The organism is Dyadobacter sp. NIV53, from assembly GCF_019711195.1.
Taxonomy (GTDB): domain Bacteria; phylum Bacteroidota; class Bacteroidia; order Cytophagales; family Spirosomataceae; genus Dyadobacter.
This window is the reverse complement of the sequence record NZ_CP081299.1, coordinates 1,185,016-1,211,310: the sequence shown is the minus strand read 5'-3', so window position 1 is coordinate 1,211,310 and position 26,295 is coordinate 1,185,016. Positions and strand designations below refer to the sequence as shown.

Below are 26,295 nucleotides of genomic sequence, written 5' to 3'. Positions count from 1 at the left end.
GGAAATCTCGTAAAACCAGTTCTGTTTATTTTGCGGATAATTCTGGATGGTTGCCTGAAATGCACTGGTCGTATTTTCACGTATCTGTCATAGTTTTTGCAGAACGTCAGGATACTTGGTTGCGATCAGAATATCATTGCGCACATCTTCATTGTAAGGAGCAATTGCCTGTATCAGACTTTGTTGCGTAACATTATTCTGATTGTTATTCTGCTGATTTTCGTATCCGTTCTGATAACTCTGAGCATATCCAGTAAGGGCGCCTGCACTCAGTATAACAGCGGCAACTAGGGTTTTTAATGAACTGGTTTTTAAGGTTTTATTCCGGTTTGTTGCTGCTTCGGGAATTCCTTTTTCAAGCGATTTCATGTGCTTTTATATTAGACTATTGATGACTTTTTGTCTTTAACGGTACTAAATTATTGCTTGAATCTGTTGAAATACTATAGTTAGAACAATGTAACAAAAAAAAATATTCCCCGCTTGCTTTGTGAATTGTACAGACCAAAAACCCTTTCAAAATCTGTATGACACATTGCCCGGCGAAGAATAATTTAATGCTTAATTGAGGACAATTTACTCTAAACTTTAATTCCTGATTCCCCTCTATCCACGCTGAATCGGGAAGTCTTTCATTAACTTTTTAACACCCTTATTGATCTGTTTATCAAGGCGGTTTGGATTACTAACATTACCCGTAATGGCCTTTTGCCAGATAATATTTCCGGTCTTTGTATCCACCAGATCAAGGATCAGCGTGCCGTCTGTATTAATACTTGTAGAAGGATAACCTCCGTATCCATAACCTCCATAACCAAATCCTCCATAATAGGGCATACCCCAGCCAAACCGTCCCCAGCCCATCATAGGATAACCGCCACCTCCGTTATAATTTCTTTGGATACGCTGGGTGTATGTATGAAATTGTAACAAATAATCAGGATGCCGGGTATTCCGGCTTAAACCTTTATCAGCCAATGCGATGTCAAACGCCTGCTGTATACGCTGACGCGAAAATGAGCTGTTGTACATCGGGTTTTGATTTGCCTTCATATCAGGAACAATCCAGTTGTAGGTTAGTCCATGCTTCATATTCACTTCTGACTGCTGTGGATTTTGAGCAAACGCTACACCACTGAGAACAGTCAGCATTCCCAGCAAAATCAGGTTCTTTTTCATTTTTTTGAAATTTAAATTAATGATTAAACGTCGTTGGGGCGGGTCTTGAACCCGCCCTGATATCTAATATTTTTATTCGATTTTTGGGCGGGCACCAGGCCCGCACCCTACAAGCCTATTGCGTAATACTGCGTTTCTTCACTGCCTGGATAAACGCCTTCAATCATCACACCGCCTTTTTTGCTTTGTAATAATTTTTGTGCTTCCTTGACGCTCGCAACTGGTGTTTTGTCAATTTTGGTAATCACAAAACCTGCTTCCATATCGGTGTTCTGACGAATCTTACCAGCATTTACCTGACTTACCACAACGCCACTTTCAACACCGGTTTCCTTTTTTTGCTGATTGGTCAGATCCTGTAATTCTATTCCAAGCTGTTCCATTACAGCAGATTCCGGCAGATCGGCACTTGCAACAGCAGTGCTTTTCAAAGTCACATTTATTACTTTATCTACACCATCGCGGTTTACATTCACCGCAACTTTATCAGAAGGCTGATGTTGTGCGATTGCTTCCTGCAATTCCGGAACGCTTTCAATTGCATGTCCGTCAATTTTTGTAATTACATCGCCTACTTTTATACCTGCTTCTTTTGCAGCACTTTCATTGGCGAAATTTTCTACTCTGACTCCGTCAGTTACTTTCAAATTATAAGTCTTAACGTTTTCAGAAGTCAGTTCGCTGATTCCTACACCCAAATAACCGCGATGTACAGATCCGAATTTGGAAATGTCCTCTACCACTTTATGTGCAATGCTGGATGGGACTGCAAATGAATAACCCGCAAATGAACCAGTCTGACTAGCAATAGCTGTGTTGATACCAATCAGATTACCATTCAGATCAACCAGCGCTCCTCCTGAATTGCCCGGATTTACAGCTGCATCCGTTTGTATAAATGACTCAATCGGGGCTTTTGAATTCTCTCCAAGAATATTGATACTTCGGCCTTTGGCACTAACAATTCCCGCGGTAACGGTTGAGGTAAGATTATAGGGATTGCCAACTGCAAGTACCCATTGTCCTACCTGTACCGCATCCGAATTACTAAAAGAAAGAGCTGGAAGATCCTTCGCATCAATTTTGATTAAAGCAATATCCGTGTTCGGATCAGAACCAACCACTTTTGCTTTGAAAGTACGCTTATCAGCCAGTGTTACTTCCAAAGATTCTGCTCCCTGAATTACATGGTTATTGGTAACGATAAATCCATCAGGATTAATGATCACACCAGATCCCGAAGCCTGGGCTTTTTGCGGCCTGCCTGGTTGCTGTCCCTGTTGTCCAAATGGATTTCGTCCGCCGAATAAATCCTTGAATTCTTCAGGTATTTCCATCTGGCTTACATTTCGTTCTGCTTTCAGGGTAGATTTAATATGCACTACAGCCGCAGTTGCTTTTTTGGATGCAAATGTGAAATCAGCGGGAATCATAGCAACATTCGATCCTGCATTTTTTTCATCCAACCTCGCTTTTACAAAGGGAGTCGCATTGCTGACCCATGTACTTAGTGTGTCCTGCTTGCTCAGGTGCTCATAGGTGGCATAAGAGGTTCCGCCTAACAATGCTGAAAGTAAGGCAACAGAAGTTATTTTCTTAATGTTTGATTTTTGAAACATTGTTGTTTTACGTGAAATGGTTGAAAAATAGTAATCCAGTTGAGCGCATTAAGGAATTTTTAAATCCTGTTTGTCTCTTTTGGTATTTCAAATTTCACATACAATCCTGTTGCAATTTTGTTGACATTCTGAAGACATTCTATAGTTTCAGAAAAAGAAGGAATGTTTGACAAAAAAGTTTTCCTAACGAAGTGATTGTTTTCAAAATTAACAGGGCGGATAAAGGAGATATAATTACCGCGATGAAAGCAATGGGTAGCGCAATGGGTGAAGATTAAATGGCACATGCATTAGCCAGAGCGCTTAAATCAATACCGGACTGAATATTCTGGCCATACTATTTTTTCAGAGAAACGGGATTTTTCTAAAAAATAACCCGTTTCTCCCGCTATTTAAAAACTTTAAAAGCCTGTTTCAAATTATTGGCCTTAGTCCGTAATATTGACTGTTAGTTTCATTTTTAATGGTTTCTGCGGTGGACTTAGCCATTTCCAATTCCATATTTCTGATCAGTTCGGCCATTGACCAACTCATTTTTACGAATCGCGAAATCCCAAGATGCCTGATATACGACGTTCGGTATTTTTCCTGTTTTTGAAGGATATTAACCCGATATTCTTTTAAATACTGGTAACCCAGATTGTTATTTTTAACAGATCCGGTGATCATATAAATGATGGCCGAAACTTTACCGGATGAGTGGGACATGGTAATAAACCACTTGTTGGCGTTCGTGATTATCAATTCATTATCATGGAATGCCATACTGCTTTGCACACGTAATTCTGCTTCCGGCCATTTCTTTAAAATATGATCGATCATATTTTTACAAAGCTTTATCATTAAAGTAAGGTTAGAAAATAGAAGTTAAAAAGGTAGTACTATCTATGGTAATATTTATTTTTTTTAAAAGAGTTCATACACAGTTCTACCTAACAAAATAAGATCAATAGGTAAAAGCATGCTGAGTTATTTAAAATAGTATAGATGAGTTTTTTGGAAAATTTACAGTCAAAAATTATGCCTGATTTACCATTCTGACGCTGTTGTATTCTTTTTTATATCACACAATACTATACGCTTGAATTCGCAACAGGGAAACAAGGCACTAAAAATTATTCAGGGATTTAATCATTTTTAGCCGGCTTTTACACGCTGTCCTGTAAACGCCGAATGGCAATTTGAAACTTATTTAAGTTAGTTGTCAGGCAATAAAAGTTATTTGCAAAGTCTTGTTACGACGAGTGGGTAATTGTAAACCGGTACATTTTAAAGATAATAACAAAAAAACGGACAGTTAAAAACTATCCGTTTGAATCACTACCAGCCATGAAATAATATCTTTTACCAGGTTACGGTTAATATATGCCATTCATTATCAATCTCATATGTCAGCGTTTGCTCATTTACCTGACAAATTGTTTTTGCCAAAGCAAGTCCAAGGCCCAAAGATGCTGACTGTGTGGTCTCTTTTCTAAAACGCTCAAAAAGTTGTGCCGGATCATAATTTATTGGGTTTCCGGTATTACGTACAACCAGTTTTTTTTCGGTCAATGAAATTAAAATAGTACCATTTTGCAAATTATGTCTGATAGCATTCGTCAGTAGGTTATTGACCAGAACTTCTGCCAAAGCCGGATGCATTACAGGGCCGGTTGGTATCAATTCTGTTTTAATAATTATTTGACGCTGTGCGATCAAATCTTCCAGATCTCTCAGTTTACGATTAATAATTGGGGAAAAATTCACCGCTTCTGTTCCCGCCAGAAACTGCCTGTTCTCAATTTTAGTAAGTAAAAGTAATGCCTGGTTTAATCTGCTAAGACGGTTAGCCGCTTCACTTATTTCCGATAATGCAACCAGCTGTGTTTCCGTCAGGGTTTCGTCCTGGAACAATCCTTCAATTTTAGAAAGGATAACAGCCAGCGGGGTCTGGATTTCGTGCGCTGCATTTTCAGTAAATTCTTTTAAAGTCTGATACGTCGTTGCCAGTCTTTCCGTGAGTTGTGTTACTGACATATTGAGTTGATTAAACTCTTCGGTTTTTCCTGCCTGGAATTTTAGCACTTCATGTGTTTCAAGCTGATAATGATCGAGCGCATTCAGTGTTTTATAAAATGGCCGCCAGATACTTTTGGACAGCCAGCCGTTTAACATCAGCAGAGACACCAGTAACAATGCCACGATAAATGTAACAGTCACAACTACTGCATCCATCAATTGCTGCCGCTGGATCAATAATTTGCTGATCGTAACCCGGTACCACTGGCCTTCTACCTGCTCATAAAAAATCAGTTGCCTGTAAGGCTGAAATTCCTTTTCCGACTGATTGAATAATTGCCTTTCCCTTAATAAACTTTTTCCAGGAAACCGCACAGCATCAAGTTGTAAACTATCACCAAGTTGCAGAATGTAAACCGGTAATGTATCAATATGTTTTAACTGCCAGCTCACTTTCGTCCGACTGCTGATTAATTCTTTATTTACTTCTTCATCAATTAAATAACGGACCGAAACAAAAAAAGCCCGGTTCCTAAAAGTAATACCACCAATGAAGCAATGATCTGGTACCGGAAAATCTGAGCCAGTAATTTCATGATTCACTGAATTTATAACCCACTCCATAAATTGATTTCAGATAATCCGGTGCACCTTTATCCATTAGTTTTTTTCTCAGGTTTTTAATATGTGTGTATATAAAATCGAAATTATCCATTAAATCTGCGTCATCTCCCCAAAGGTGTTCGGCAATTGATTCCTTGGTTAGTACACGGTTTTTGTTTGCAATCAGATAAATGAGCAAATCATATTCTTTTCGTGTCAGAATGACTTCCTGATTTTCCACATTGACGGTATGTTCCTGTGGTTCAATACTTATTTTGCCAAAATTTATCTGTTGGTTTCCCTGAAAACTTCTCCTTCGTATCACAGCCTGAACCCGTGCATTCAGCTCCGAAAGATGAAATGGTTTGGTCAGATAATCGTCCGAACCGAGGTTTAAACCAACAATTCTGTCATCCAGCGAATTTTTAGCTGAAATAATAATGATGCCGGTTTCAGGATATTTTCGTTTCAGTTCGCGAACTGCATTCAATCCATCGCCATCAGGAAGCATAATATCTACGAGCACACAATCATATCTGTAAATGTTGATTTTCTCGATAGCAGCCTCATAATCAGATGCCCATTCACATATGAAATTTTCACGCTGGAAATAATTCTGGATACTTGTCGCCAACGCTTTTTCGTCTTCTATGAGTAATAGCTTCATTTTATTAATTTTAGACAAATGAAGCTACGAAATTTGGTGAAATTCTGAAGTTCGGACAGGATCAAAAGGATTATTTAAGATTGTGGCCTATTTGATATTCCGTTTAATCCAGCTGAACATCGTTTGGTAAACTTCCTCTCTCACAAGTTTTTTGGATAAAATCAGATCGTGCATACCACCTTCAAATGCCTGTATACTAAACTGACCTTCAATATTTTTCGACTGCAATTTAATTTCTTCCACATCCAGAACAGCATCGCCTGTAAACAGGATCTCACTCCATTTTTTTTCATCAACGGATTTGGCGGAATGTAATATCAAAACAGGTTTATTGATCTGCAAACCCTGAGAAAGCTTTGTCAATCCATGACTAACTGCCGCAATCCAGCCATAATTTACCGCAGGAATGTCAATTGGTTTCCAGCTCAGGTTGTATGCCCATTCGCCTTGTGCATCTTTATGCAAACTTTCTCCATACAACTTACTTATTTCAAGGTCAACCGAAGTTGCAGGATGTTTTTCTGCTCTTTTAACAATTAAGGGTATGATTGTTTTTTTAACAACTGATTTTATTTTCAAACTAAAAAATGGGCTGTTCAGGATGATAGCATCAAATAATTCTTTCCCGTTCCTTTCATCCGCATAAAGCGCGAGCGTAAGGCCTCCCAGAGAATGCCCGTTTAACAGTATTTTTTCTGAACCTTCACTTTTCATAATACTCAGAACGGTATCAATGTCAGCAAAATATTCAGCTAAGTCTCTGACATTGTTCATTTTCTGGTTTGCCAGCCAGGATCTCCCGTACTTTCTTAAATCTACAGCATAGAAATTATAGCCGGCTTTTATATAACGGTCAGCCATTTCTTCCTGAAAAAAGTAGTCATTAAATCCGTGTACATATAATACCGATTTGGTGCTTTTTTCGAGAGTTAATTTTCTAACCAAAGTACATGTCACACTGCCTTCATAATCAGAAGGCTGAACGATTGTAGCTTGTTTGAATCCATTATTTAAAATGTCTGTCCAGTAAGTTATTTGCGCATCAGCCGGGCTGACAATTAACAGCAGCAGGATTAAATAAGGGAGTTTGTTTTTCATTAACGTTGGAATTTTACAATTAAGAAGTTAAGGTTATTAGGATTAATTGTATTGCATTTTCCATACCATTTTTATTAATTTTTTCTATATCGTCCTTAACTCCTAAAAGCCTGGACTGATGTTGCGGTTTAGAGTGTGTTGGGATATTGAAAATATTAGGGATCGTATCAACTTTGTTGTGACCAAACTTCAAAGATGTGAACAAACAGTTTTTGGAACTGACCGATCCCCAATGGGAGGCAATTTTACCATTTTTTAATTTAAAAAGAAAAAGAAAATTAGATCTTAGGCAGGTGATGAATGCCTTACTTTATGTAGTCCGAACTGGTTGTCAGTGGAGAAACCTTCCTGCTCAATGGCCAAATTGGCAAGCTGTTTACTATTATTTTGACAAGTGGAAACGTAATGGATTATTTGAAAGGATCAACCGCGTCGTTAATCAACTGGATAGAAAAAATCAAGAAAGAGAAGAATATCCTTCCATATTTTGCATTGATAGTCAAAGTGTTAAACTGTCACCAGGAATTTTTGAAGATCGTGGAATTGATGCAAACAAAAAAGTTAACGGGCGTAAAAGACAGTTACTTGTTGACAGCGGTGGTCGCCTTTGGGCTGCCCATGTCCACGCAGGTAATATTGGAGATGGACCAGCAGCTCTAGCACTAGTACCACATATTTTGTATTATAGTGATCGTCTTGAAAAAATATATGGAGACCAAGCGTATAACGGCGTATTTGCTAAAAATATAAATGAATTTGGTTTCGATTTTGAAAAAGCTTCCCGTCCAGAATCAGCAAAAGGATTTGTTCCAGTGGCAAAACGGTGGGTGGTAGAAAGAAGCATATCTTGGACTAATTATTTCCGCAGGCTAGTCAAAGACTATGAATATACCACATCTTCGTCAGTTGCATGGCTATATTTAGCAAATACCCAATTAATGTTACAACGAATATGTCTTAAAAACCAAACTTAATTTCCCAACACACTCTTATTCTTTATTCATCCGGTAACATCCTGAAAAATTCATTCACAAATGGTTACATTGATTTTGTAATATTGTCTGTGAAAAAATTGATTAAAAGTCCCTGTGGTTTTTTTGCAATTTCATGTATGTTATTAATTGCGCCTCGTGAACAGGCAAAACGTTTTCTATCGCTTTTAACTCGACAGTTACACAATTATTAACTAAAAGATCCAGTCTCAAAATTGTATCCATTGATAATCCGTTAAAAAAACCGGTACAATATGTTGTTGTTTAACAAAATAACCGTTTTTCTCCAACTCATATTTAAGACATTGTTCCTGAATACTTTCCAGTAAACCTGGGGCAATAGCTCTATGAACTTTTATCGCCAATCCCGTTATTGCATATTACAGCCGCGTTACTTCTTTTTTGGTCATGATTTTTATAATTGATTTGTTTGAGATGAAGATTTTTAACCATTAAGAAGTTAAGCAATATTTAAGAATTAAGGCTTGAAGCTTAATAAGCTCAACTCCTAAATGGTTAAATTATAAATATTAAAACGTTTTATCAAACCCGTATGAAATCCAGAACCTCCCTGATATTTTCTAATGCTTTGAAATTTTGATGATCGATGTTTGCGTCTGCTTTTTCGTGTTCCCAGGTTGTATGAAAAGGCACATGAAACCCATGTCCTCCGATATTTAGAACAGGCAAAATATCTGATTTGAGTGAATTCCCGATCATTAAAAATTGGTTTGGCTGTATATCCAGATGTTTGATCAGTTTACGGTATTCAGGTTCCTGTTTTTCGGAAACGATCTCAATATGATGGAAATACCTGGCCAATCCTGATTTGTTCAGCTTTCTTTCCTGGTCCAGCAAATCGCCCTTTGTCGCCATTACCAGCCTGTATTTTCCATGTAATGCTTTTAGCACATCTTCAACGCCATCAAGCAATTCAATGTCTTTGTCCAGAAGTTCTTTTCCTAAAGCAAGAATATTTTCTATTGATTCAACACCAATTTTCCCTTCTGTGATCGTGATTGCGGCTTCAATCATGGACAGTATAAACCCCTTCACACCATAGCCGTAATGTGGCAGGTTTTGTATTTCAATCGTAAAAGCTCTCTGGAAATGCTGTGATGCGGCAAAAAATTTTCAAGCATATCACAAAATTTCTTTTCTGTTTCCTGAAAAAAGGGCTCATTAACCCAAAGCGTATCATCAGCATCGAACGCTATAACCTGTATTTCTGTCATTGGAATTTGTTTGTAATGTTTAAGCTGATTTTAATTAAAATCCATTTCCCAAACATACGAAAATCTCTGAAGCAAAAATTGTTGCGCTTCGTAGGGAAACGCAACAATTTTAACATAGAATAACTTACGCTTTTCAATTTGCGGCAGCCCACTCTAAACTTTGAACTCTAAGCTAATAACTCCCTCAATATCCCGGATTCTGTATAATCTTTTTATTCTGGTCCATTACCGGCTGAGGCACGGGATTCATGTACATTTTCTTGGTGAAAACGTGCGGATGGTTCAAGCCAACCACTTCGTATACCCATTTTCCTTTATTGTCGTTAGGGGACGAATTGGTAATTTTCATGCCATGCAAATCTTTATTCATCACATCTTCCGCAATCACCCAGCGGATAATATCGTAGAATCTTTTGGCTTCAAAACAGAGTTCGATCCGGCGTTCACGGCGAATGGCTTTCCGCATATCATCCTTATTTAATCCAGCCGGTAGTTCGGGTAAATTAGAACGTTTTCTGATTGAATTGATAGCTGTATACACCGAAGCGTCTGCACCAACAGCCTCATTCTGGGCTTCCAGCGTAGTTTAGAACAACTTCAGCATAACGATAATATACATAATTCTGACCGCTTGCTGCTCCGCCCCGGGGTTTCAAAGGGTTAATTTTCTTTTTGAAATAATAACCTGTATTACTTACATCATCTGTACCAAAATCGATCTGGTTTTTTGAAGGCCTTACCTTGTCAATTCTCGTATAAATGGTATCCGTTTTTGCCATCCAGTCCTGTTTGTAGGGAGCGCCGTCGTAAACGATGAAATCATAAAAACGTTTTTCACGGTTTACATAAGGATTTTGCGGATCATAACCCGAAGTCGGATCGGTAATCAATTTTCCGTTTGCCATAGCAAACTGATCCACAAGTTCCTGCGAAGGATCATAATTCCCCCAGGTATAATAAACGCCGTCGATCCAAACCGGTCCGCCGTACTGTTCATAATTCGAACCCATGATGATGGAAACTACCTGACGGTCCCAAATAATTTCAGGATTGTACTCGTTTTTTTCCTGCCATAACGCGGGCAAATCACTGAACAAGCCATATACACCGGCATAAGTATCCATGAATTTTTTATTTGTTGCAGCCGCAGTTTCCCAGCGTTTTGCATCATAATTGCCAAATCCAACCAATTTATTCGGATCGGCACCGGCAGCAGGTGATGCTGCATTAAAAGCAGGGCTTGCTGCGTACAATTGGAGCCAGCCTTTTAAGGCTAGCGCAGCACCTGCCGTAGCCCTTCCCGCATTCGCATCGCCGCCGTTGTATTTGGCTGGCAGTGCATTGTTGGCAACGATCTTATCCAGTTCGGAAATAATAAAATTGAAGGTTTCTTCAAATGTGCTCCGGGCATTGTAAAGTTCGGCCTCATCCATAGTAGTCCTGTCGAGTACTTCTGTAATAATTGGCAGCCCACCCAAATGCATCCATAACTCGCTATAATAATAAGCCCTCAAAAACTTAGCTTCATCCAGGCGTTTTTTGATATAATCTTCTGAGAAATTAGCTGAATTTTCAGTCACTTTCTGTATGAACAAATTACATTTCCGGATTTTTAAAAACCCCGCGGCCCATGAAGCATAGTCCGTTGCATTTCCATTTGCATGATCCATTGGCGTACCATTGTTGACAGCCGGATCAACGATTCCCTGACGCCAGCTATACGATTTCCAGTAGAATCCTGCGTCGTTGTCATCTGTGAAATTGTCCAGATTATCAGGAGAATTCCATTTGTTGGAAAGCACACTGTAAATATCATTCAGGAAAAGATCAGCATTTCCTTCCGAAGCCCATTGAATATCATCCGTCAACCTGCTTTTGATGTCATTTTCAAGAAAATCTTCCTTGCATGCCGTTGTAAAAAAGCAGATTGTCAGGGATATTGAAAAAATGATTTGTTTAATATTTTTCATAATTCGTCTTATTATCATTGTTAATAGATCAGAATGTCACATTTAAGCCGAACACATACACCTTTTGGTTTGGATATGCCGTTTCACGATCAGTATAACCCACTTCCGGGTCCATAAATTTGAGCTTGCTGAACGTGAACAGGTTTTGTCCCGAAACATAGAATCTAACCTGCTGGATCCGTAAAGCCTGGATCAGGTTTTTTGGCAAAGTGTAACCAATAATCGCAGTTTTAAGGCGAAGATGTGCTGTACTTGTCATCCAGAAATCCGACAATTGTGTGTTGTTGGCATAAGGCGCCTGTGTTGCTCTCGGATACCGTGCATCCTGTGTATTTGGCGTCCAGTGATTATCGTAATATTCATAGCTGGAATTACTGTTGTTGTTATTAAAAGGAATAGTCTGGAACTGTCTGATATCCAGGCTTGCCATGGACGATCCCTGAAAAAAGACGTTCAGGTCAAATCCTTTCCATGCTGCCGTGGTGGTCAGTCCATAACTTAAAAAAGGATATACCGGCTTGCCTATAACTGTTTCGTCGTTAGAATCAATTTTACCATCCGGCGCACCACCGTTCGGGCCTGCAATATCGACATAACGGATATCTCCTGGATGGAGCGCACCAAATTGTGCTATGTTGTATCCATCGGCTGCATTGATTATCCCATCATCATTTTTATCATCTTCTGTACTGAACAAACCCTGAGTTTTATAACCAAATTGTGTTCCTAAGGGACGGCCCGTACGGCTGCGGTTTGGATTGTTACGTGTTGCAGCTGTTTCAAATACTTTGATCATTTTGTTTTTGGCAAAGCTCACATTTCCGTTGATCCCTAACCGAAGGCCGTCGTCAAACTTATAATTTGTACCGAGGCTCAGTTCTATCCCGTTGTTTTCCATAACTCCCGCATTCTCATCAGCCAATGCCAAACCATATTCGATCGGCACACTTACAGCTGGTGGAAGCAGCATTCCTGTTCTTTTTTCGTGGAAATAATCTGCTTCAACTGTCAGCAAACCTCTCCATAAAGATGCTTCAAAACCAACATCTGATTTGGTGGATATTTCCCAGGTAATATTTTTGTTCGCTTCATTAGGAACGACCGCTCCCTGTACCATTGACCCTGTTCCGAATGCATAAGCATTGCCATTCAGGTTGTATCCTGTCAGATACTGAAAAGCTGAACCGGCCAGATTTCCTGATTTCCCCCATGAGCCTCTCATTTTCAGGTTGTCGACAAATGGAAGCCCGTTTTTAACAAAATTTTCTTCTGACAAAACCCATCCGGCTGAAAAGGCTGGGAAATAACCCCATCTTTTTCCTGGTGCGAAATAGTAATGACCATCATACCGGCCGGAAGCTTCCAGCAGATATTTTCCGGCATACGCATAACCAACGCGGTAAACATAACCAATCTGACTGCCGGTGGAGGAGGTCCCGCCATTATCAAAATCGTTTTTATTTGAACTTCCCATGTTCAGCTCATCCACATCCACTGCAAAATTGTTACGCCGGGCTGTGAACATTTCGTATGTACTATTTCTTGCCTCAGCTACCAGTAAACCCGTAAAATCATGTTTTCCAAACGAGTTATGATAATTCAGATACGCCTGGTAAGTGAAAGTCTGGGTTTTTATGTATTGCTGTGCAAGCCAGGTAAATGCGGCAGCTCCACCTTCTGATGTAGATATTTCCTTTTTATAGGTGTAAGGTGTCGTATTTGTATTTTGGGTATAATAATAGAACGGCGTATGATATCCCTTCTTCGTTTTCTGGTTTGGGTCATAGCTGAACGTACCTTTCAGGCTCAATCCTTTTATAAAAGGCAGTTTTTGTTCAATCCCAATGGTTGTCAGCAGAGTGTTGTTGCTGTTTTTGGTATAACCGGCATGAAGTACGCCAACCGGTGAATTTCCTGCAAACTCGCCCCACAAACCATTGCTGTAATACAAACTGCGGATTGGAATATATTTGAAACCATTCCTGAAAAGATTACCTGCCGAAACCGCCGTATCAACCGATGAAACCCGCTCAACAGAGCCGATAATGGAAAGTGAAACTGTTGTCGTTTTGGTGGCTTCAGCAGTCAGGTTCATATTGTAATTATATCTTGCATATTTCACCGGATCAAACATTCCGTTCTGTTTCAGAAAACCCAGGCCGGTCTGGTATTTAATTCTGTCGGAACCACCGCTCAGCTGCAAAGTGTAATTCTGCATGGGTGCATTCATATTTACCAGATCTTTCGTATTGCTGATCGGGTACAGATCCGGGTTCTCCTTGTTAAGGTTCGTGTAATTATCGACCAGATCCGTTGCGAAAGGAAGCTGGGCCCCGGTTGGATTTTCGTTCAGGTACGCCTCATTTTTAAGCCGCATGTAATCCACGGCACTTAGCAGTTTTGGATAATAAGTTGGCGTTTGTGTTCCATAATAACTTGATAATGAAAGGGTAGGAGCACCTGATTTTCCTCTTTTTGTTGTGATAAGCAACACACCATTGGCACCGCCTAATCCGTACGGAGCAACAGCTGCTGCATCCTTTAGTACCGTTACAGTTTCTATCGAACTGGGATCTATCTGGTTGATATTGTCCCTGATAATTCCATCCACAACCACCAGCGGTTTGTTATTTCCGGTCGTACCAATTCCACGGATGTGAATGTCGGGAGAATCTGAACCAGGTTGCCCTCCGTTGGGCCGCATACTTACACCGGCAATTTTTCCTGCTATGGAATTGGAAATATTAGGTACAGGATTCTCAGCAATTTCACTGCCCTTTACGGAAGCAATGGCACCTGTCAAAGTAGATTTCTTTTGAGTGCCATAACCTACCACCACAACTTCGTCCAAAGCTCTGGTATCCGGCGCGAGTGAAACTTCTATATTAGTCTTATTGCCAACCGTAATTTCCTGTGAAGTATAACCTACAAATGAAAATATCAGGACTGCATTGCCATCAGGAACTTCCAGCTGGAATTTTCCATTGGCATCCGTTGTCGTTCCGCGCTGTGTTCCTTTTAAAATAATACTTACGCCAGGCAGCGGCTCGGAAGTTTCGGGTGCTTTCACAGTTCCTTTAACTGTAATTTCAGCAGGCATGTTGGCAGGTATCAATTGGAAATCTTCCTGATTCAGCTCCGACGTTTTTTTAGAGAATTTCGAAAGCAGTATCTGGTTATTACGGACCTGGTAAGTGATCTCCAATGGAATCAGGAGCTTTTCCAGCACAAGTGATAATTTCTCCTGTTTTACGTTGATAGTGACAGCCTTATTCAGGTTTACCAGATTGCTGCTGTATGCAAACCGTACTTTGGTTTCCTGTTCAATCTTTGTTAACGCCTCGTTCAGGCTCACGTTTTTCAGTTCCAGCGTTACTCCTTTGTTCAGCAATTCCTGCGCCGGGGAAGTGTGCGCTATGGTTACTGTTGAGAGCAAACCGATACAAATCAGTTGGTAGAATGTCATGCGCATGATGTTGAATAGCAATGCATGCTTTGGATGAAAATGTTTTTTCATAATTTTACAGTGAAATGGTTAAAATGTTAGAAATAACTATCCTGTTAAAATCGCCTTCGGGCGATTCTTTGTGAACTGCACGTTCCGGATATTTAGTCAGTTTCAGGTCAGAAGTGTCGCAACCACTTCTGGCTTTTTTTATGACTAATGAAGCTCATTTTGTAGTATAGTTTCTTATGTGGCCATATTTTTCAGGTTTTTGTAAAACAATGTGGTTCAGTTTAATATCTTTTTCCTTCGTGTTCCGACCGGCATCCTTCTCCGCCAAAAACTACTTTGTCATTTTTCATCTGATAGGTTGTACCAAGCAGCATTTCTATCATTTCCAGGATTTCGGGCAAACGTTGATTCTCGAAATCTATTTTTAACCTGCATTTTTCTATATCAGGATTGGCGAACTCAATTTTAATTTTAAAAGTTTGCTGCAATTTTTCAGCCACTACTGTCATTGGGGTTTCATTAAATACGAGAGAAACCGCTTCCCAATTTTCTATTCCGGGTGTGTCATCCGTTGTAGCTGCCACGTCCAGATTATTGCTTTCTTTCTGGAAAACAACCTGTTGTTTAGGTTTCAGAATAATGGTTTTACCTTCCTTTCCCGTACTTACTTCCACACTGCCGGAAACTACCGATACTTCGTATACTGATTCGTTTTTATTGGCTTTTACATTGAAACTGGTTCCAAGCACTGTCGTTTGCATGGCTCCGGTATGTATGATAAACGGATGTTTTTTATCGGGTTTTACATTAAAAAAACCTTCACCTTCAAAGCGGATTTCCCTGGTTTTGTTTAGTGTAAATGATTTTGGATAAGATAGCTGTGCATAAGGGTTCAGCCAGATTACAGAACTGTCGGGCAACTGATAACGGAGGATTCTTTTCTTTTTATTTTTATAAGTAATCCAGCTGGAGTCAGTTTGTGAAATTTGGGAATATTCCGGTCGTTCGTTTTTTTGAAGTAAATAGAAAAGACCAAAACCAAGGATCAGCATTGCAGCTACACTTGCTGCATATTTACAAAAACGATAAAACGGCAGGACTTTGGGAGAACGAGCCGATTCCGTTTCTGAAATCTGCATTTGAATCCGTTCAAGCAAAATATCTTCTTCTGCATCATGAAAATGATCCCCAGTATGTAAGTCCAGGCCGCTATACCAGGTGTTAACCATCTCGCGTTCGGCCTCACTGCCTACATTTGCAAGATATTTTTTTAATATTTCTGCTGACGGTATCTGTGTTTTCATTTTAGGTGTAAGTTTTACACTTATAAACTAGCTTCAATGATACAGTCTGTAAAATAGCTTCGTAACCCTTACTGTAATGTGAATTTTTTTTAAAAAATAGGATATGTCAAATTGCGGATACAATTAACAACGCATAAACGATGTAATCTTTCATTTCAACCCGTAGGATTTTGAGGGCTTTGCTGATATGCGCTTCTACCGTTTTCTCAGAAATTTCCAAAGAACCCGCAATTTCTTTAAGGCTGTAACCTTTGCGGCTCAGGATAAAGACTTCGCGGCATTTTTGCGGCAGTTTTAAAAGCGATTGTTCGTATAGCTCACTGAGTGTATTAAAATCAAGCGCTTCGCTGGTATCATTATCAATGGGGACGTTATCCTCCTGCAACGTCAGGACCAGCTTTTTCTGCTCCTGATGATAATGCGTAATAATGTTGTATTTCAGCATGCCATTCAGATAGGCCTGGATATTTTTGTGAATATCGAATTTATGCCTGCCCAGCCAGAACTTCACAAAGGTTTCCTGCACAAGATCTTCCGCCGTGGTTTTGACACCCGTTTTCCTGATTGCAGTATGGACAAGCAACCGCACATGACGTTTGTATAGCTCCGTAAAAGCCAGTTCGTCGTCCTGCCGGCAAACCATTTGCATTAGTTCTTCATCCGGATAAGTGCTAAAAAGTTTTGTCACTGTAAGTTAGATAAGTTGTTAATATGGAAGAAAGCATATCGGGTCAAATGGTTAATTCCTGAATTTTTTTACTCAAAGTTAGGAAAGCATCTTGCTTCCTTATTTTACCATAATTTATAAATTTTATTAGTTAAAATTGAATTTAATATGAGTAAATGGTTCAGGTAATTAAGAATTTCAGTGCAGGCATGTTATTGAATAATTAAGAGCATAAATTTTCAAAGACTGTAAATACGGATGTTTTAACTGATTTGAAAATATAGAATTACAATGAAAGATTAAGATTCTAATGAGATAGAGGGTATTGAAGTTGGTTTTGCAATAAAAAAGACTGAATTTAAACTTTAATAAAATTTTCACTCTACATAATATTTTTTTACCATTTTATGAAAAAATTACTTCTGCTTTTATCTGTACCTTTCCTTTCTTATGGCCAAACCCCGACGGATGATATTGTCGCGAAGGCTGCCAAAATCCATGCAAAAGTATTGACCATTGATACACATGCGGATGTTCCTATCAACATGATGAAAGACAGCTTTGATGTGGCTGTTGAGCATAGTTACGAAAAGGATGGCTCGCAGATAGATTTTCCAAGAATGAAAAAAGGTGGCATGGACGGAATGTTCTTTGCCGTTTATCTCGGACAAGGCAAACGTTCGGCAGAAGCTAATGCTGAGGCAAAAAAGAAAGCACTGGCTATTTTCCACAAAATCCATGAAGCAGTACGCCTTAATCCTGATGTTGCCGGACTTGCAGTAACTTCGAAAGATGCTTTCAGATTGCAGAAGGAAGGAAAAAGAGCAGTATTTATCGGAATGGAAAATGGCTGGCCGGTCGATAATGATATCAAAAATCTTAAAATGTACCATGACCTGGGTTTGAGATACATTACGCTTTCTCATTCGGCTAACAATGATATTTGTGATTCGTCGACTGATCCGGATGGCCCTGAATTCAACGGGTTGAGCAAGTTTGGAGAAGAAGTTGTGAAGGAAATGAATCGTTTGGGTATGATGGTTGATATTTCGCACGTATCGGATTCTACATTTTATGATGTAATCAAACTCACCAAAGTTCCTGTTATTGCTTCACATTCTTCCTGTCGTGCACTTTGCGATGTACCACGTAACATGACAGATGATATGATCAGGACACTTGCCAAAAATGGCGGTGTGATCCAGATCAATTTTGTACCAGGTTTTGTGAAGAAACCTTCCCAGGATCAGGAATTATCTATGAAAGCACTTCGTATGAAAGTCCGCCAGACGGAACTTTCCGCAGCTGACAAAAAAGTGTTGTTTGAAGAAATGAAGGCCATCGGTAAAAAATATGAAAAAGACATGCCGACTGTTGCGGATGCCGTAAACCATATTGAACACGTAATAAAACTAACCAGCGTAAATCATGTTGGAATAGGTATGGATCTGGACGGTGGCGGAAGAGTAATTGGCATGAACGATGTGAGCCAGATCGGTGCTATTACTGAGGAACTTGTACGCAGAGGCTATTCTGAGAAAGATATAGCCAAAATCTGGGGCGGCAACATTATGCGTGTTCTTGACAAAGTAGAAAAAGGTGCAGAAAAATTATAATGTGCTTGCAAGTCAGTGAATTTATTCCGTTGCGATAAAAAAAATATATACATTTTAAGAAATAGTTTAATAAAATTGTAAATATTACATCTAGTATTTGATTATCGTAAAAAGAATAATAACTAATGGCTAAGTCAACGGGTAAAAAGAAAGCTGAATTAACACCGGTTTCTCCTTCGGAGATCCCGTCAGAGATTCTATCGGGAATAACTTCTGACAACAGCTTTGATTCACAGGAACAACATATAAATTCGGTGGAAGCGATTAGCCGTTTTACAGATTTTGATATTCACCTGTTCGCTCAGGGAAAGCATTATAAACTTTATGAAAAGCTGGGGTCGCATGTGATGGAGCATAAAGGTATTATAGGTACGTACTTTGCAGTATGGGCACCTAATGCTTCGTCCATTTCAGTGATCGGGAATTTTAATGGCTGGAACAAGCAGGGACATCCTCTGTCGGCCCGCTGGGATAGTTCAGGAATATGGGAAGGCTGGATTCCTAACATTGGTGTTGGTGAAGTTTACAAATACTTTATTATTACTAACGATGGCCAGCATCTTGAAAAATCGGACCCATTTGCATTATGGTGCGAAGTAGCGCCAAAAACTGCGTCTATTGTATGGGATAACTGGTACGAGTGGAAGGATACAGACTGGATGCAGACCCGCAAGGAAAAGAACAAACTGAATGCACCTATATCAGTATACGAAGTGCATTTGGGTTCCTGGCAGCGCGATCCGTCTGATCCGGAAAGGTACCTGACTTATAAGGAAATTGCAGTTGGGCTTGTTCCCTATGTAAAGGAAATGGGTTTTACGCATGTGGAGCTGATGCCGATCATGGAACATCCTTATCCGCCTTCCTGGGGATATCAGATCACAGGTTATTTTTCGGTAGCTTCGCGTATGGGTACACCGCAGGAGCTGATGTTCCTGGTAGATGAGCTGCACAAAGCAGGAATTGGTGTGTACATGGACTGGGTTCCTTCCCATTTTCCGGGCGATGCACATGGCCTTTTCCGTTTTGACGGGACTTCGCTTTACGAGCATGAAGATCCAAGAAAAGGCTATCATCCGGATTGGAAAAGTTATATTTTCAATTACGGACGAAATGAAGTACGTTCATTCCTGATCAGTAATGCTATTTTCTGGCTGGACAGATATCATGTGGACGGTTTGCGTGTGGATGCAGTTGCTTCGATGCTGTATCTGGATTATTCAAGAAATCATGGCGAATGGATTCCAAATGAATTTGGCGGACGTGAAAATCTGGAAGCTATTTCATTGCTGCGCGATATGAACGTGGCGGCTTATACAGAATTTCCTGACATACAAAGCATTGCGGAAGAATCTACTGCATTTCCGGGTGTGTCGCGGCCAGTGTTTGTAGGCGGCCTCGGATTTGGAATGAAGTGGATGATGGGCTGGATGAACGATACGCTCAAATATTTCGAAAAAGACCCGGCATTCAGAAAATGGCACCAGGATCAGCTGACTTTCAGTTTAGTGTACGCTTTCAATGAAAACTTCATGCTTCCGCTTTCTCATGATGAAGTGGTGTATGGCAAAAAATCGCTGGTAAATAAAATGCCGGGAGACGAATGGCAGCGTTTTGCTAACCTGCGGACTATGTTTACCTACATGTTTACGCATCCGGGTACAAAACTGATGTTTATGGGCGGAGAATTCGGACAAACATCTGAGTGGAATTTCAAACAAAGCATGGACTGGCATCTTCTGGAATTTGCACCTCATGCGGGAATGAAGGAATTTACAAAAGCGCTGAACAGCTTGTACAAGTCGGAACCGGCTATGTACGACTACTCGTTTTCGCATGAAGGCTTCGAGTGGATCGACACGCAGGATCGCGAGAATTCGGTACTTGTTTATGCCCGAAAAGCCATAGATCCCGATCTCAATATTGTTGTAATACTAAACCTGACTCCGGTTCCGCATCCTGGATATAAAGTGGGCGTGTTGTCGGAAGGCAATTGGGAAGAAATTTTCAACTCCGATGAAAAGAAGTTTTATGGAAGCGGAATGACCAATGGCGGAGTATTGAAAGCCGAGAACAAAGCATGGCACGGAAAAGCACATTCGGTTCTGGTAGATTTACCACCTCTTGGCGCAGTTATATTAAAGCGGAATCTTTTGAAAAAGAAATAAAATATAGAGTCAGATTGTGATTCATCGTTAAGTTTAAGGCAGAGATTAATCTCTGTCTTATTTTTTTGTACATTTTTCTACCTTTGCCGCAATCATTAACTTTGAATCAAATGAAAAGTACGCGTATAATCGTTTTTCTTATTCTTATAATTCCTTTTTCTGGATTTGCACAAACTGCTTCACGTGTTACATCCGGTTTAGATCTGGGACTTGGCTATCAGGATAAAGTCTGGGTGCCATCCGTAATGTACCATCAGGAATTAAGCCTTAATAATTTTTCCTGGTTCAGGATAGGGTGGGGTGTACGTACCTGGGGATATTACGCAGGAAAAACGGATCTGTTGCCTAAAAGCAGTTCAGTTACCGGAGACACGTTAAAGTTTGGTAAGATAACCACGAATGGAATCAGTTTACTGGTAGGTGCTAATGTCAGGCTCTGGAAATTTGATATCGGTGCAAATACGGATTTGATAGGAATTGCTTTTGGCGCCAAACGAAAAGGTTTATATACCAATTCATCATTTGAAGAAGGAGAAGGTGCGGAATTTTATAATGCCTATGTACCAAGTAACCCGACAGTTTTAAATGCACTTCCAGTATTACTGGATAATAACAGTGGTCAGTCAGAAATATTTTTACGTTACTGGATCACTGACAGAATAGGTTTGAAGCTTGGTTACGTACATGGCAGGGTTACCTATACTTCATCTGAAAAACTGGACGGAGGACAAACGCGGTTTTCTACAACCTATGGCGTTCCTTATGCTGCCATATCCTTTCCGCTTTATAATTAACCACATTCAGGATTTATTGATAAACCCGTCGGATGGCTTTTTGCCAACCAACAGGGAATAGAAATCACAGAGACTTTTAGTTAAAAATTATGAATGAAAAATTAACTGATTCGCATAAGTACAATCTCTGGAAAGGACGGCTGGAAAAAAATGGAATGGATATCCATCAGATTGACGAACTGTATTCCCGGCATAACGGGCATGGTGAAGTGCTTTTTTCTCTCTTGTACACAGATGCTACCACACCGGAAGGAAATAAAATCCCGCCTATCTGTTTCCTGAAAGGCGAAGTGGTATGTGTGCTGATTTGTTTTATTGATGTACAGACCAGAGAAAAATATCTCCTTTTGGTGCAGCAACGGCGCATATGTGATGGTTCGATGACATTCGAACATCCGGCTGGAATGCTGGACAGTGAAAGTGATGCGGCATCGGTAGCAGCACGTGAAGTATGGGAGGAAACAGGAATTGCGATCGAAAAGGAGCAAATGGTAAAGCTGAATACTGATCCATACTATCCTTCGACCGGAACGAGCGACGAAGCCATGTATTTATTTTATTGTGAGCTTGAACTGAGCACTGAGCAGATTCAAACCTATCACAATCAAACCATGGGTTTGCTGTCGGATCATGAGTATATCCATACCTACGTGGTACCATTTGCAGAAGGCCATAAGCTGATAACTAATGTAAACGGAATATTACTGGACTATATGTATCTTAAAGATGTAGGAGACTGGGAGTTGCTGAAAAAATTGTAACTGAATACAGTAAACAAACATTTATGTTGAAACAATTTCCAAAGATTATTGCCGAAAAAATAAAATAGGGACTATATTTGCACCCCGTTACAACAAGCACCCGTAGTTCAATGGATAGAATTTCGGTTTCCGGTACCGACGATATGAGTTCGAATCTCGTCGGGTGCACCCAGCGAGACAAGCCCTGAAAATCAGGATTTGTCTCGCTTTTTTTGTTTTTCCAATTCACTGTTTATTTAATAGATAATCAGTGTAGTTTCGTTGATTCCGGGAGTTCGATGTTGCTTTCCAACTGAATGGATATTCTCGGGCAATATCGAACTTATTATTTGCCTTTTTCTTCAACTGTGCGGTTTTGTTCACCAATGCTTTTGCATGATTACTTTCAGTTTTTCATAATCTACTTTGGAGTTGTGCCTTGGATCCCGAGGTATTTTGTTGATAAAAATAATGTTTTCCAACCCATTGGATATTAGATACACAGCGTTTTTTACGTTTTCTTTCTGACGCGAATCTGAAAGTTCAATTACGGCGATCAGCTTATTTTTCCAGATCATTACAGTACCAGCTTCAACTCCGTTTATGGTTTGAAAATGATTTTCATAAACAAATGTAGAAATGCATTTACCTTCAGGTTCGATAAGTGAACTGCACCTTCCCGTCAGGAATAAATTTCCATCGGCATCCAGATATCCGCTGTCCCCGGTGCGGTGCCAGCATTGGTTTCCGACAAAGATTTTATTTCGGTTTAAAGCATCCGGATTGTTGAGATAATCGGTCAGTACATGTTTTCCGGTTACAATTATTTCGCCGGTTTCACCTGTAAGCACTTCAAGATTCTCAACATCTTTGATGCTTGCAGCTAAAATATTCTCGTTAGTAATCCCGATTATCTTTACCGTTGTACAAGCCTCAGGTTTACCAACATACAAACCCTGGAAAAGTACATTTTCAGCTTTTGCAATGAGATTTTTCACTCCAACCGAGCTGATTGGCTCTGCTTCCGTAGATCCGTATACTATCTGAATGTCAGTTTCAGCAAAAGCACTTTTGTAAACATTTGCTTCAGCGGGAAAAACCGGGGCGCCGCCAGTAAATATTTTATTGATTCCGTCAAGTTTTAATTGTTTGTCTATCAAATGCTGAGCTATTCGTTTTACGAAAAAAGGTGAAGCAATAATTGTATTTACACCATATTCTTTTATCTGACCAATAATTTTTCCGGGTTCCAGTGAAGATGGTTTGCTGCTCTTGTAATCTGCAATGACCGAAGTGACGCCTGCCCCCAAATTCAGGAGCAGAACAATTGGCAGAACCGGCATGGAAACTTCATCTCTTTTTGGTTTTATTAAAGGAATCAGAGCCTGAAATTGCCCGAAAAGTAATTTGTGCGTTCTTATTGCTGCTTTTGGGATTCCTGTGCTTCCGGTTGTAAAAGTGATAAGTGCAGCATCATTTTCGGTTGTTTCGGGAAACAGGATTACTTCATTTTTTTTGTCATAATGCAAGCCAAGATGTAATGGGATTTTTCTTAATCCGGACACAATCCACGATAATACCAAGCCTTTCGATGTACCGATAAATGCCTTGCATCCTGCAAGTTTACAACAGTCATTCATCCTTTTTATACTCACCCATTCATCCAGAAAAACGGCAACGGCACCAATCCTGAAAAGGGCAAGAACAATCCGGTATAAATGATCGCTCATAGGAACAACCACCATCACCCGGCCACCTTTTTGAATTCCTTTCTTAAGAAAATAGAAGGCTGTTTCTGTAACTGAGCCTGAAAAGGTTTCAAAAGTTATTTTTTTATCCCGGTAGATTAGCGCCGTTTTTTGTGGCGTTTCACGGGAAGTTTGGTATAAAAGATCAACAATGTTGAACGGATTAATCATTGTATATCGTTGATGACTGGCTGGTTTCTACAATCCTTTTGATATTTTGCATATTTTGTGAAAATATTCTGTTTATCTCATAAGCAGCAATATACATTTTGAATTCATCGATTATTCCCGGGCTTTTATTAAAAAAAACGGTAAAAGTAACACGGCACTTTTTATCGTCCAGTTTTTTATAAATCTGTTCAGTTGCAAGGTTCTCAGCTGATATCGGAAATTCTTTCAGGTTGTAAATTGTCAACTGCCTTTTTTTGCCCGGTATTACGACAGTAATAAGCTCATCCCACTGTTTACCGGTTTCATCCTTATTGCAAAAACATCTTCTTTGTGAACCAACAGATCCGTCAGAAACCTTTCCTGAATTTAAAGGAATGATGTGATCAACAAAAACTGACCAACGCGACGCATTTTCTGATTTGCCCAAAAACTTAAAAACAGTATCAACGGGTGTTTCTATTTCAACTGAATGCTGAATCAGTTTGTGGGTAAAACCAGGGTAACTTTTATATGGGCTAAATCCGGCAATCGCTGTTAAAAACACTAAAATCAATATCAAAATAAAGAAAAGCCATTTGGTTAATTCAGTGGATCTGCTTCCCATACAATACATAATTTTTGTAATTGACACCGGAAAAATTCTCAGATAATTTGACGGAAGTACCTTGCTGATATATAAACGGATGAATAGCGCTTGTATATCCGATCGCATTTGCTCTCCTGTAAATAACATTTCCAATCACGTGGCCCAAGCCGCTCCATTTTGGATCCGGATGCCGTGCCAATGTTTTTACAATTAAAGATTTTTCTTTGACATTGAAAAAATCATGAACACAAAAATAATATCCAATCAGATTTTGATTTTTATCTTCTGCTATTAGCGTGAAACACGGATCAATGTACTTTTTCGTATGTGCATATTTGGCAATAAAGGCATCTTTTGTAATTGGAGTGTATAGAAAGTTGGTCTTAAAAGCAACTTTATTAAAATCATAAATCCGGGCAATTTCCTCTTCAAAATCAAGCAGGTCAATGGAGCGGATGACAACACCTTCCTCATTGAATTCCTGTTCACGTTTAAGGATTTCAGGCAGGTCAAATTTAAAACTTTTGTCAATGTTGCTGAAATAATGTGCAATAGGTTCGAAACCAGCATCAATAAAATGTTTGTTGTAATATAACTGATGTAAATTTTCAGTGAAAAAAGCCGGGTTTTCATCACTGATCCCAAACCGGTAATTTTCCCAGGTGCTTCCATTCATAGGCCCGATCAAATAAGGTGCTTTCAGAAATTTAGCTTCCGATTGCAGGTGGGACAACATTTTTGCTGCATACAAAGGATTATCCGTGCACTCATAATTGCCAATTGTCAAAGCGCGTTGATGATGGTACTGAAGTAACGGATTATTATAAAGGCTTGCTCTCGCAACCGGTTTACCATTATTAAAAAGCAAATAACAAACGGCCAAAAACTCTTCCGGGATATATTCCAGGCTTTTGAACCTGATACTTTCTGTGTCATATATGCTTTTCGGGAAATCAACAAAAAGCTGAAAATCAGCAAGTCCAGGATTGGTTTGAATTATTTCCATCATATAATCAATGTCAGGGTTAACACCACGCTTGCCGGAACTGTAAAATTATCGGTTCCCTTAATACCAATAGCTTCTGAAACAGTTGCAACTACTAGAAATTAAAATAGCATAGAAAATACCGGTACCGACTTCCAATGGAACCAGTGGCATGGCATAAAATGTCGTTAAAGTAATGAGGATACAAACTATGAAAAAGGACAGAGATCCGGAAAGTGTTTTGTTATTGCCACCAATGCGATAGCTTCCAAAGGGATAATGTTTGCCGGTAAGTGCTGCCACAGGGTCACATATTGCCAGAATCAGTATGGGCAGATAATACATGATCAGGCCTTTTTCGACATGTGTATATATCAGGTAAGTTCCATAAACCACAACCGGATAAAGGATACTTCCATAGGAAAAACGGCCTATATTATTAATGGAAGGAAGCATATTATACCGCAGGCTGATGAGCAGGATAATAAGAAAACTTCCGCACAGAAATAGCACCTGCCAGTGACTGTGCAATAAAACCGGGAAAGTCAGGGTAAGAATCCCGGTGCCAATATGCACGATCTTTCTTGTCCATTCGGCTTTTACTTTTTTCCTGTGATAAAGAAATTCAGCAAAACCGAACAATATAAGAAAACAGCTTGCGAGAAGTAAGGGAAGTACAATTTCCTGTAACATGA

23 protein-coding genes, 1 tRNA gene and 1 pseudogene are annotated in these 26,295 nt (G+C 39.6%); 6 read left to right on the top strand and 19 right to left on the bottom strand.

Annotated features, from left to right (window positions below; all coding sequences use genetic code 11):
- Nucleotides 1-87 precede the first annotated feature (87 nt).
- From KZC02_RS04710 to KZC02_RS04680, 7 genes are all read right to left on the bottom strand, one after another.
- Nucleotides 88-369, bottom strand: a complete 282-nt coding sequence (locus KZC02_RS04710; protein ID WP_221393058.1) for a hypothetical protein — start codon at nucleotides 367-369, stop codon at nucleotides 88-90.
- Nucleotides 370-606: 237 nt separating this feature from the next.
- Nucleotides 607-1,179 carry a DUF4136 domain-containing protein gene (locus KZC02_RS04705; RefSeq protein WP_221393057.1) on the bottom strand — a complete coding sequence of 191 codons (573 nt, stop codon included), beginning with the start codon at nucleotides 1,177-1,179 and terminating at the stop codon, nucleotides 607-609.
- Between the two features lie 107 nt (nucleotides 1,180-1,286).
- Nucleotides 1,287-2,798 carry a Do family serine endopeptidase gene (locus KZC02_RS04700; RefSeq protein ID WP_221393056.1) on the bottom strand — a complete coding sequence of 504 codons (1,512 nt, stop codon included), beginning with the start codon at nucleotides 2,796-2,798 and terminating at the stop codon, nucleotides 1,287-1,289.
- Nucleotides 2,799-3,212: 414 nt separating this feature from the next.
- Nucleotides 3,213-3,641 carry a hypothetical protein gene (locus tag KZC02_RS04695; protein ID WP_221393055.1) on the bottom strand — a complete coding sequence of 143 codons (429 nt, stop codon included), beginning with the start codon at nucleotides 3,639-3,641 and terminating at the stop codon, nucleotides 3,213-3,215.
- 501 nt (nucleotides 3,642-4,142) lie between these two features.
- Complete coding sequence (locus tag KZC02_RS04690; protein ID WP_221393054.1) at nucleotides 4,143-5,423, bottom strand: HAMP domain-containing sensor histidine kinase; 1,281 nt, start codon at nucleotides 5,421-5,423, stop codon at nucleotides 4,143-4,145.
- The gene (locus tag KZC02_RS04685; RefSeq protein WP_221393053.1) at nucleotides 5,392-6,069 is read right to left on the bottom strand and encodes a response regulator transcription factor; all 678 of its coding nucleotides are present in this window, start codon (nucleotides 6,067-6,069) and stop codon (nucleotides 5,392-5,394) included. Before KZC02_RS04685 ends, KZC02_RS04690 begins: the two co-directional genes overlap by 32 nt.
- 87 nt (nucleotides 6,070-6,156) lie before the next feature.
- Nucleotides 6,157-7,167 (bottom strand): alpha/beta hydrolase, encoded by a 1,011-nt coding sequence (locus KZC02_RS04680; protein ID WP_221393052.1) that lies wholly within the window; start codon nucleotides 7,165-7,167, stop codon nucleotides 6,157-6,159.
- A gap of 197 nt (nucleotides 7,168-7,364) precedes the next feature.
- On the opposite strand from KZC02_RS04680, the gene KZC02_RS04675 reads away from it, so the two are divergent.
- Complete coding sequence (locus KZC02_RS04675) at nucleotides 7,365-8,141, top strand: IS5 family transposase (protein WP_221389948.1); 777 nt, start codon at nucleotides 7,365-7,367, stop codon at nucleotides 8,139-8,141.
- 102 nt (nucleotides 8,142-8,243) lie between these two features.
- Here KZC02_RS04675 and KZC02_RS04670 read toward each other — a convergent pair.
- The 8 genes and pseudogenes from KZC02_RS04670 to KZC02_RS04645 form a co-directional block, all read right to left on the bottom strand.
- Nucleotides 8,244-8,524 (bottom strand): annotated as a pseudogene (locus KZC02_RS04670) (GxxExxY protein).
- Between the two features lie 178 nt (nucleotides 8,525-8,702).
- Nucleotides 8,703-9,194 carry an HAD family hydrolase gene (locus KZC02_RS04665; protein WP_229253993.1) on the bottom strand — a complete coding sequence of 164 codons (492 nt, stop codon included), beginning with the start codon at nucleotides 9,192-9,194 and terminating at the stop codon, nucleotides 8,703-8,705.
- A 17-nt stretch (nucleotides 9,195-9,211) separates the two neighbouring features.
- On the bottom strand, nucleotides 9,212-9,394 hold the full coding sequence (locus tag KZC02_RS31455; RefSeq protein WP_229253992.1) for a hypothetical protein: 183 nt from the start codon (nucleotides 9,392-9,394) through the stop codon (nucleotides 9,212-9,214).
- 184 nt (nucleotides 9,395-9,578) lie between these two features.
- A complete protein-coding gene (locus tag KZC02_RS32435; protein ID WP_255637257.1) occupies nucleotides 9,579-9,935 on the bottom strand; it encodes a RagB/SusD family nutrient uptake outer membrane protein in 357 nt (118 codons plus the stop codon).
- Nucleotides 9,936-9,957: 22 nt separating this feature from the next.
- Nucleotides 9,958-11,364, bottom strand: coding sequence for a RagB/SusD family nutrient uptake outer membrane protein (locus KZC02_RS04660; protein ID WP_255637256.1), 1,407 nt, complete (start codon nucleotides 11,362-11,364; stop codon nucleotides 9,958-9,960).
- A 28-nt stretch (nucleotides 11,365-11,392) separates the two neighbouring features.
- Nucleotides 11,393-14,881, bottom strand: coding sequence for a TonB-dependent receptor (locus KZC02_RS04655; protein ID WP_229253991.1), 3,489 nt, complete (start codon nucleotides 14,879-14,881; stop codon nucleotides 11,393-11,395).
- 221 nt (nucleotides 14,882-15,102) lie between these two features.
- Complete coding sequence (locus tag KZC02_RS04650) at nucleotides 15,103-16,125, bottom strand: FecR family protein (RefSeq protein ID WP_221393051.1); 1,023 nt, start codon at nucleotides 16,123-16,125, stop codon at nucleotides 15,103-15,105.
- A 106-nt stretch (nucleotides 16,126-16,231) separates the two neighbouring features.
- Entirely contained in the window at nucleotides 16,232-16,813 is a 582-nt protein-coding gene (locus tag KZC02_RS04645) for an RNA polymerase sigma factor (protein ID WP_221393050.1), read from the bottom strand.
- 386 nt (nucleotides 16,814-17,199) lie between these two features.
- Between KZC02_RS04645 and KZC02_RS04640 the strand changes: the two genes are divergently transcribed.
- The 5 genes from KZC02_RS04640 to KZC02_RS04620 all read left to right on the top strand — a co-directional run bounded on the left by KZC02_RS04640 (nucleotide 17,200) and on the right by KZC02_RS04620 (nucleotide 22,299).
- The gene (locus KZC02_RS04640; RefSeq protein WP_221393049.1) at nucleotides 17,200-18,408 is read left to right on the top strand and encodes a dipeptidase; all 1,209 of its coding nucleotides are present in this window, start codon (nucleotides 17,200-17,202) and stop codon (nucleotides 18,406-18,408) included.
- 125 nt (nucleotides 18,409-18,533) lie between these two features.
- The gene (gene glgB / locus KZC02_RS04635) at nucleotides 18,534-20,576 is read left to right on the top strand and encodes a 1,4-alpha-glucan branching protein GlgB (RefSeq protein ID WP_221393048.1); all 2,043 of its coding nucleotides are present in this window, start codon (nucleotides 18,534-18,536) and stop codon (nucleotides 20,574-20,576) included.
- A 110-nt stretch (nucleotides 20,577-20,686) separates the two neighbouring features.
- Nucleotides 20,687-21,370, top strand: a complete 684-nt coding sequence (locus KZC02_RS04630) for a hypothetical protein (protein ID WP_221393047.1) — start codon at nucleotides 20,687-20,689, stop codon at nucleotides 21,368-21,370.
- Between the two features lie 89 nt (nucleotides 21,371-21,459).
- Complete coding sequence (locus KZC02_RS04625; RefSeq protein ID WP_221393046.1) at nucleotides 21,460-22,131, top strand: NUDIX hydrolase; 672 nt, start codon at nucleotides 21,460-21,462, stop codon at nucleotides 22,129-22,131.
- A gap of 96 nt (nucleotides 22,132-22,227) precedes the next feature.
- Nucleotides 22,228-22,299, top strand: a tRNA-Arg gene (locus KZC02_RS04620).
- A gap of 191 nt (nucleotides 22,300-22,490) precedes the next feature.
- Here the strand turns inward: KZC02_RS04620 and KZC02_RS04615 are convergent.
- The 4 genes from KZC02_RS04615 to KZC02_RS04600 are packed head-to-tail and all read right to left on the bottom strand — an operon-like array spanning nucleotide 22,491 to nucleotide 26,293.
- Nucleotides 22,491-24,029 carry an AMP-binding protein gene (locus tag KZC02_RS04615; protein ID WP_221393045.1) on the bottom strand — a complete coding sequence of 513 codons (1,539 nt, stop codon included), beginning with the start codon at nucleotides 24,027-24,029 and terminating at the stop codon, nucleotides 22,491-22,493.
- Nucleotides 24,022-24,633 (bottom strand): SRPBCC family protein, encoded by a 612-nt coding sequence (locus KZC02_RS04610; RefSeq protein ID WP_221393044.1) that lies wholly within the window; start codon nucleotides 24,631-24,633, stop codon nucleotides 24,022-24,024. Before KZC02_RS04610 ends, KZC02_RS04615 begins: the two co-directional genes overlap by 8 nt.
- Entirely contained in the window at nucleotides 24,614-25,624 is a 1,011-nt protein-coding gene (locus KZC02_RS04605) for a hypothetical protein (protein ID WP_221393043.1), read from the bottom strand. The genes KZC02_RS04610 and KZC02_RS04605 overlap by 20 nt, the downstream gene beginning before the upstream one ends.
- Nucleotides 25,625-25,681: 57 nt before the next feature.
- On the bottom strand, nucleotides 25,682-26,293 hold the full coding sequence (locus KZC02_RS04600; RefSeq protein WP_221393042.1) for a hypothetical protein: 612 nt from the start codon (nucleotides 26,291-26,293) through the stop codon (nucleotides 25,682-25,684).
- Between the last annotated feature and the right edge of the window lie 2 nt (nucleotides 26,294-26,295).

Coding starts and splice junctions, on each gene's coding strand:
- KZC02_RS04710 (WP_221393058.1), bottom strand. CDS start 369: ATGAAATCGCTTGAAAAAGGAATTCCCGAAGCAGCAACAAACCGGAAT.
- KZC02_RS04705 (WP_221393057.1), bottom strand. CDS start 1,179: ATGAAAAAGAACCTGATTTTGCTGGGAATGCTGACTGTTCTCAGTGGT.
- KZC02_RS04700 (WP_221393056.1), bottom strand. CDS start 2,798: ATGTTTCAAAAATCAAACATTAAGAAAATAACTTCTGTTGCCTTACTT.
- KZC02_RS04695 (WP_221393055.1), bottom strand. CDS start 3,641: ATGATAAAGCTTTGTAAAAATATGATCGATCATATTTTAAAGAAATGG.
- KZC02_RS04690 (WP_221393054.1), bottom strand. CDS start 5,423: ATGGAGTGGGTTATAAATTCAGTGAATCATGAAATTACTGGCTCAGAT.
- KZC02_RS04685 (WP_221393053.1), bottom strand. CDS start 6,069: ATGAAGCTATTACTCATAGAAGACGAAAAAGCGTTGGCGACAAGTATC.
- KZC02_RS04680 (WP_221393052.1), bottom strand. CDS start 7,167: ATGAAAAACAAACTCCCTTATTTAATCCTGCTGCTGTTAATTGTCAGC.
- KZC02_RS04665 (WP_229253993.1), bottom strand. CDS start 9,194: ATGATTGAAGCCGCAATCACGATCACAGAAGGGAAAATTGGTGTTGAA.
- KZC02_RS31455 (WP_229253992.1), bottom strand. CDS start 9,394: ATGACAGAAATACAGGTTATAGCGTTCGATGCTGATGATACGCTTTGG.
- KZC02_RS04660 (WP_255637256.1), bottom strand. CDS start 11,364: ATGAAAAATATTAAACAAATCATTTTTTCAATATCCCTGACAATCTGC.
- KZC02_RS04655 (WP_229253991.1), bottom strand. CDS start 14,881: ATGAAAAAACATTTTCATCCAAAGCATGCATTGCTATTCAACATCATG.
- KZC02_RS04650 (WP_221393051.1), bottom strand. CDS start 16,125: ATGAAAACACAGATACCGTCAGCAGAAATATTAAAAAAATATCTTGCA.
- KZC02_RS04640 (WP_221393049.1), top strand. CDS start 17,200: ATGAAAAAATTACTTCTGCTTTTATCTGTACCTTTCCTTTCTTATGGC.
- glgB (WP_221393048.1), top strand. CDS start 18,534: ATGGCTAAGTCAACGGGTAAAAAGAAAGCTGAATTAACACCGGTTTCT.
- KZC02_RS04630 (WP_221393047.1), top strand. CDS start 20,687: ATGAAAAGTACGCGTATAATCGTTTTTCTTATTCTTATAATTCCTTTT.
- KZC02_RS04625 (WP_221393046.1), top strand. CDS start 21,460: ATGAATGAAAAATTAACTGATTCGCATAAGTACAATCTCTGGAAAGGA.
- KZC02_RS04615 (WP_221393045.1), bottom strand. CDS start 24,029: ATGATTAATCCGTTCAACATTGTTGATCTTTTATACCAAACTTCCCGT.
- KZC02_RS04610 (WP_221393044.1), bottom strand. CDS start 24,633: ATGGGAAGCAGATCCACTGAATTAACCAAATGGCTTTTCTTTATTTTG.
- KZC02_RS04605 (WP_221393043.1), bottom strand. CDS start 25,624: ATGATGGAAATAATTCAAACCAATCCTGGACTTGCTGATTTTCAGCTT.
- KZC02_RS04600 (WP_221393042.1), bottom strand. CDS start 26,293: ATGTTACAGGAAATTGTACTTCCCTTACTTCTCGCAAGCTGTTTTCTT.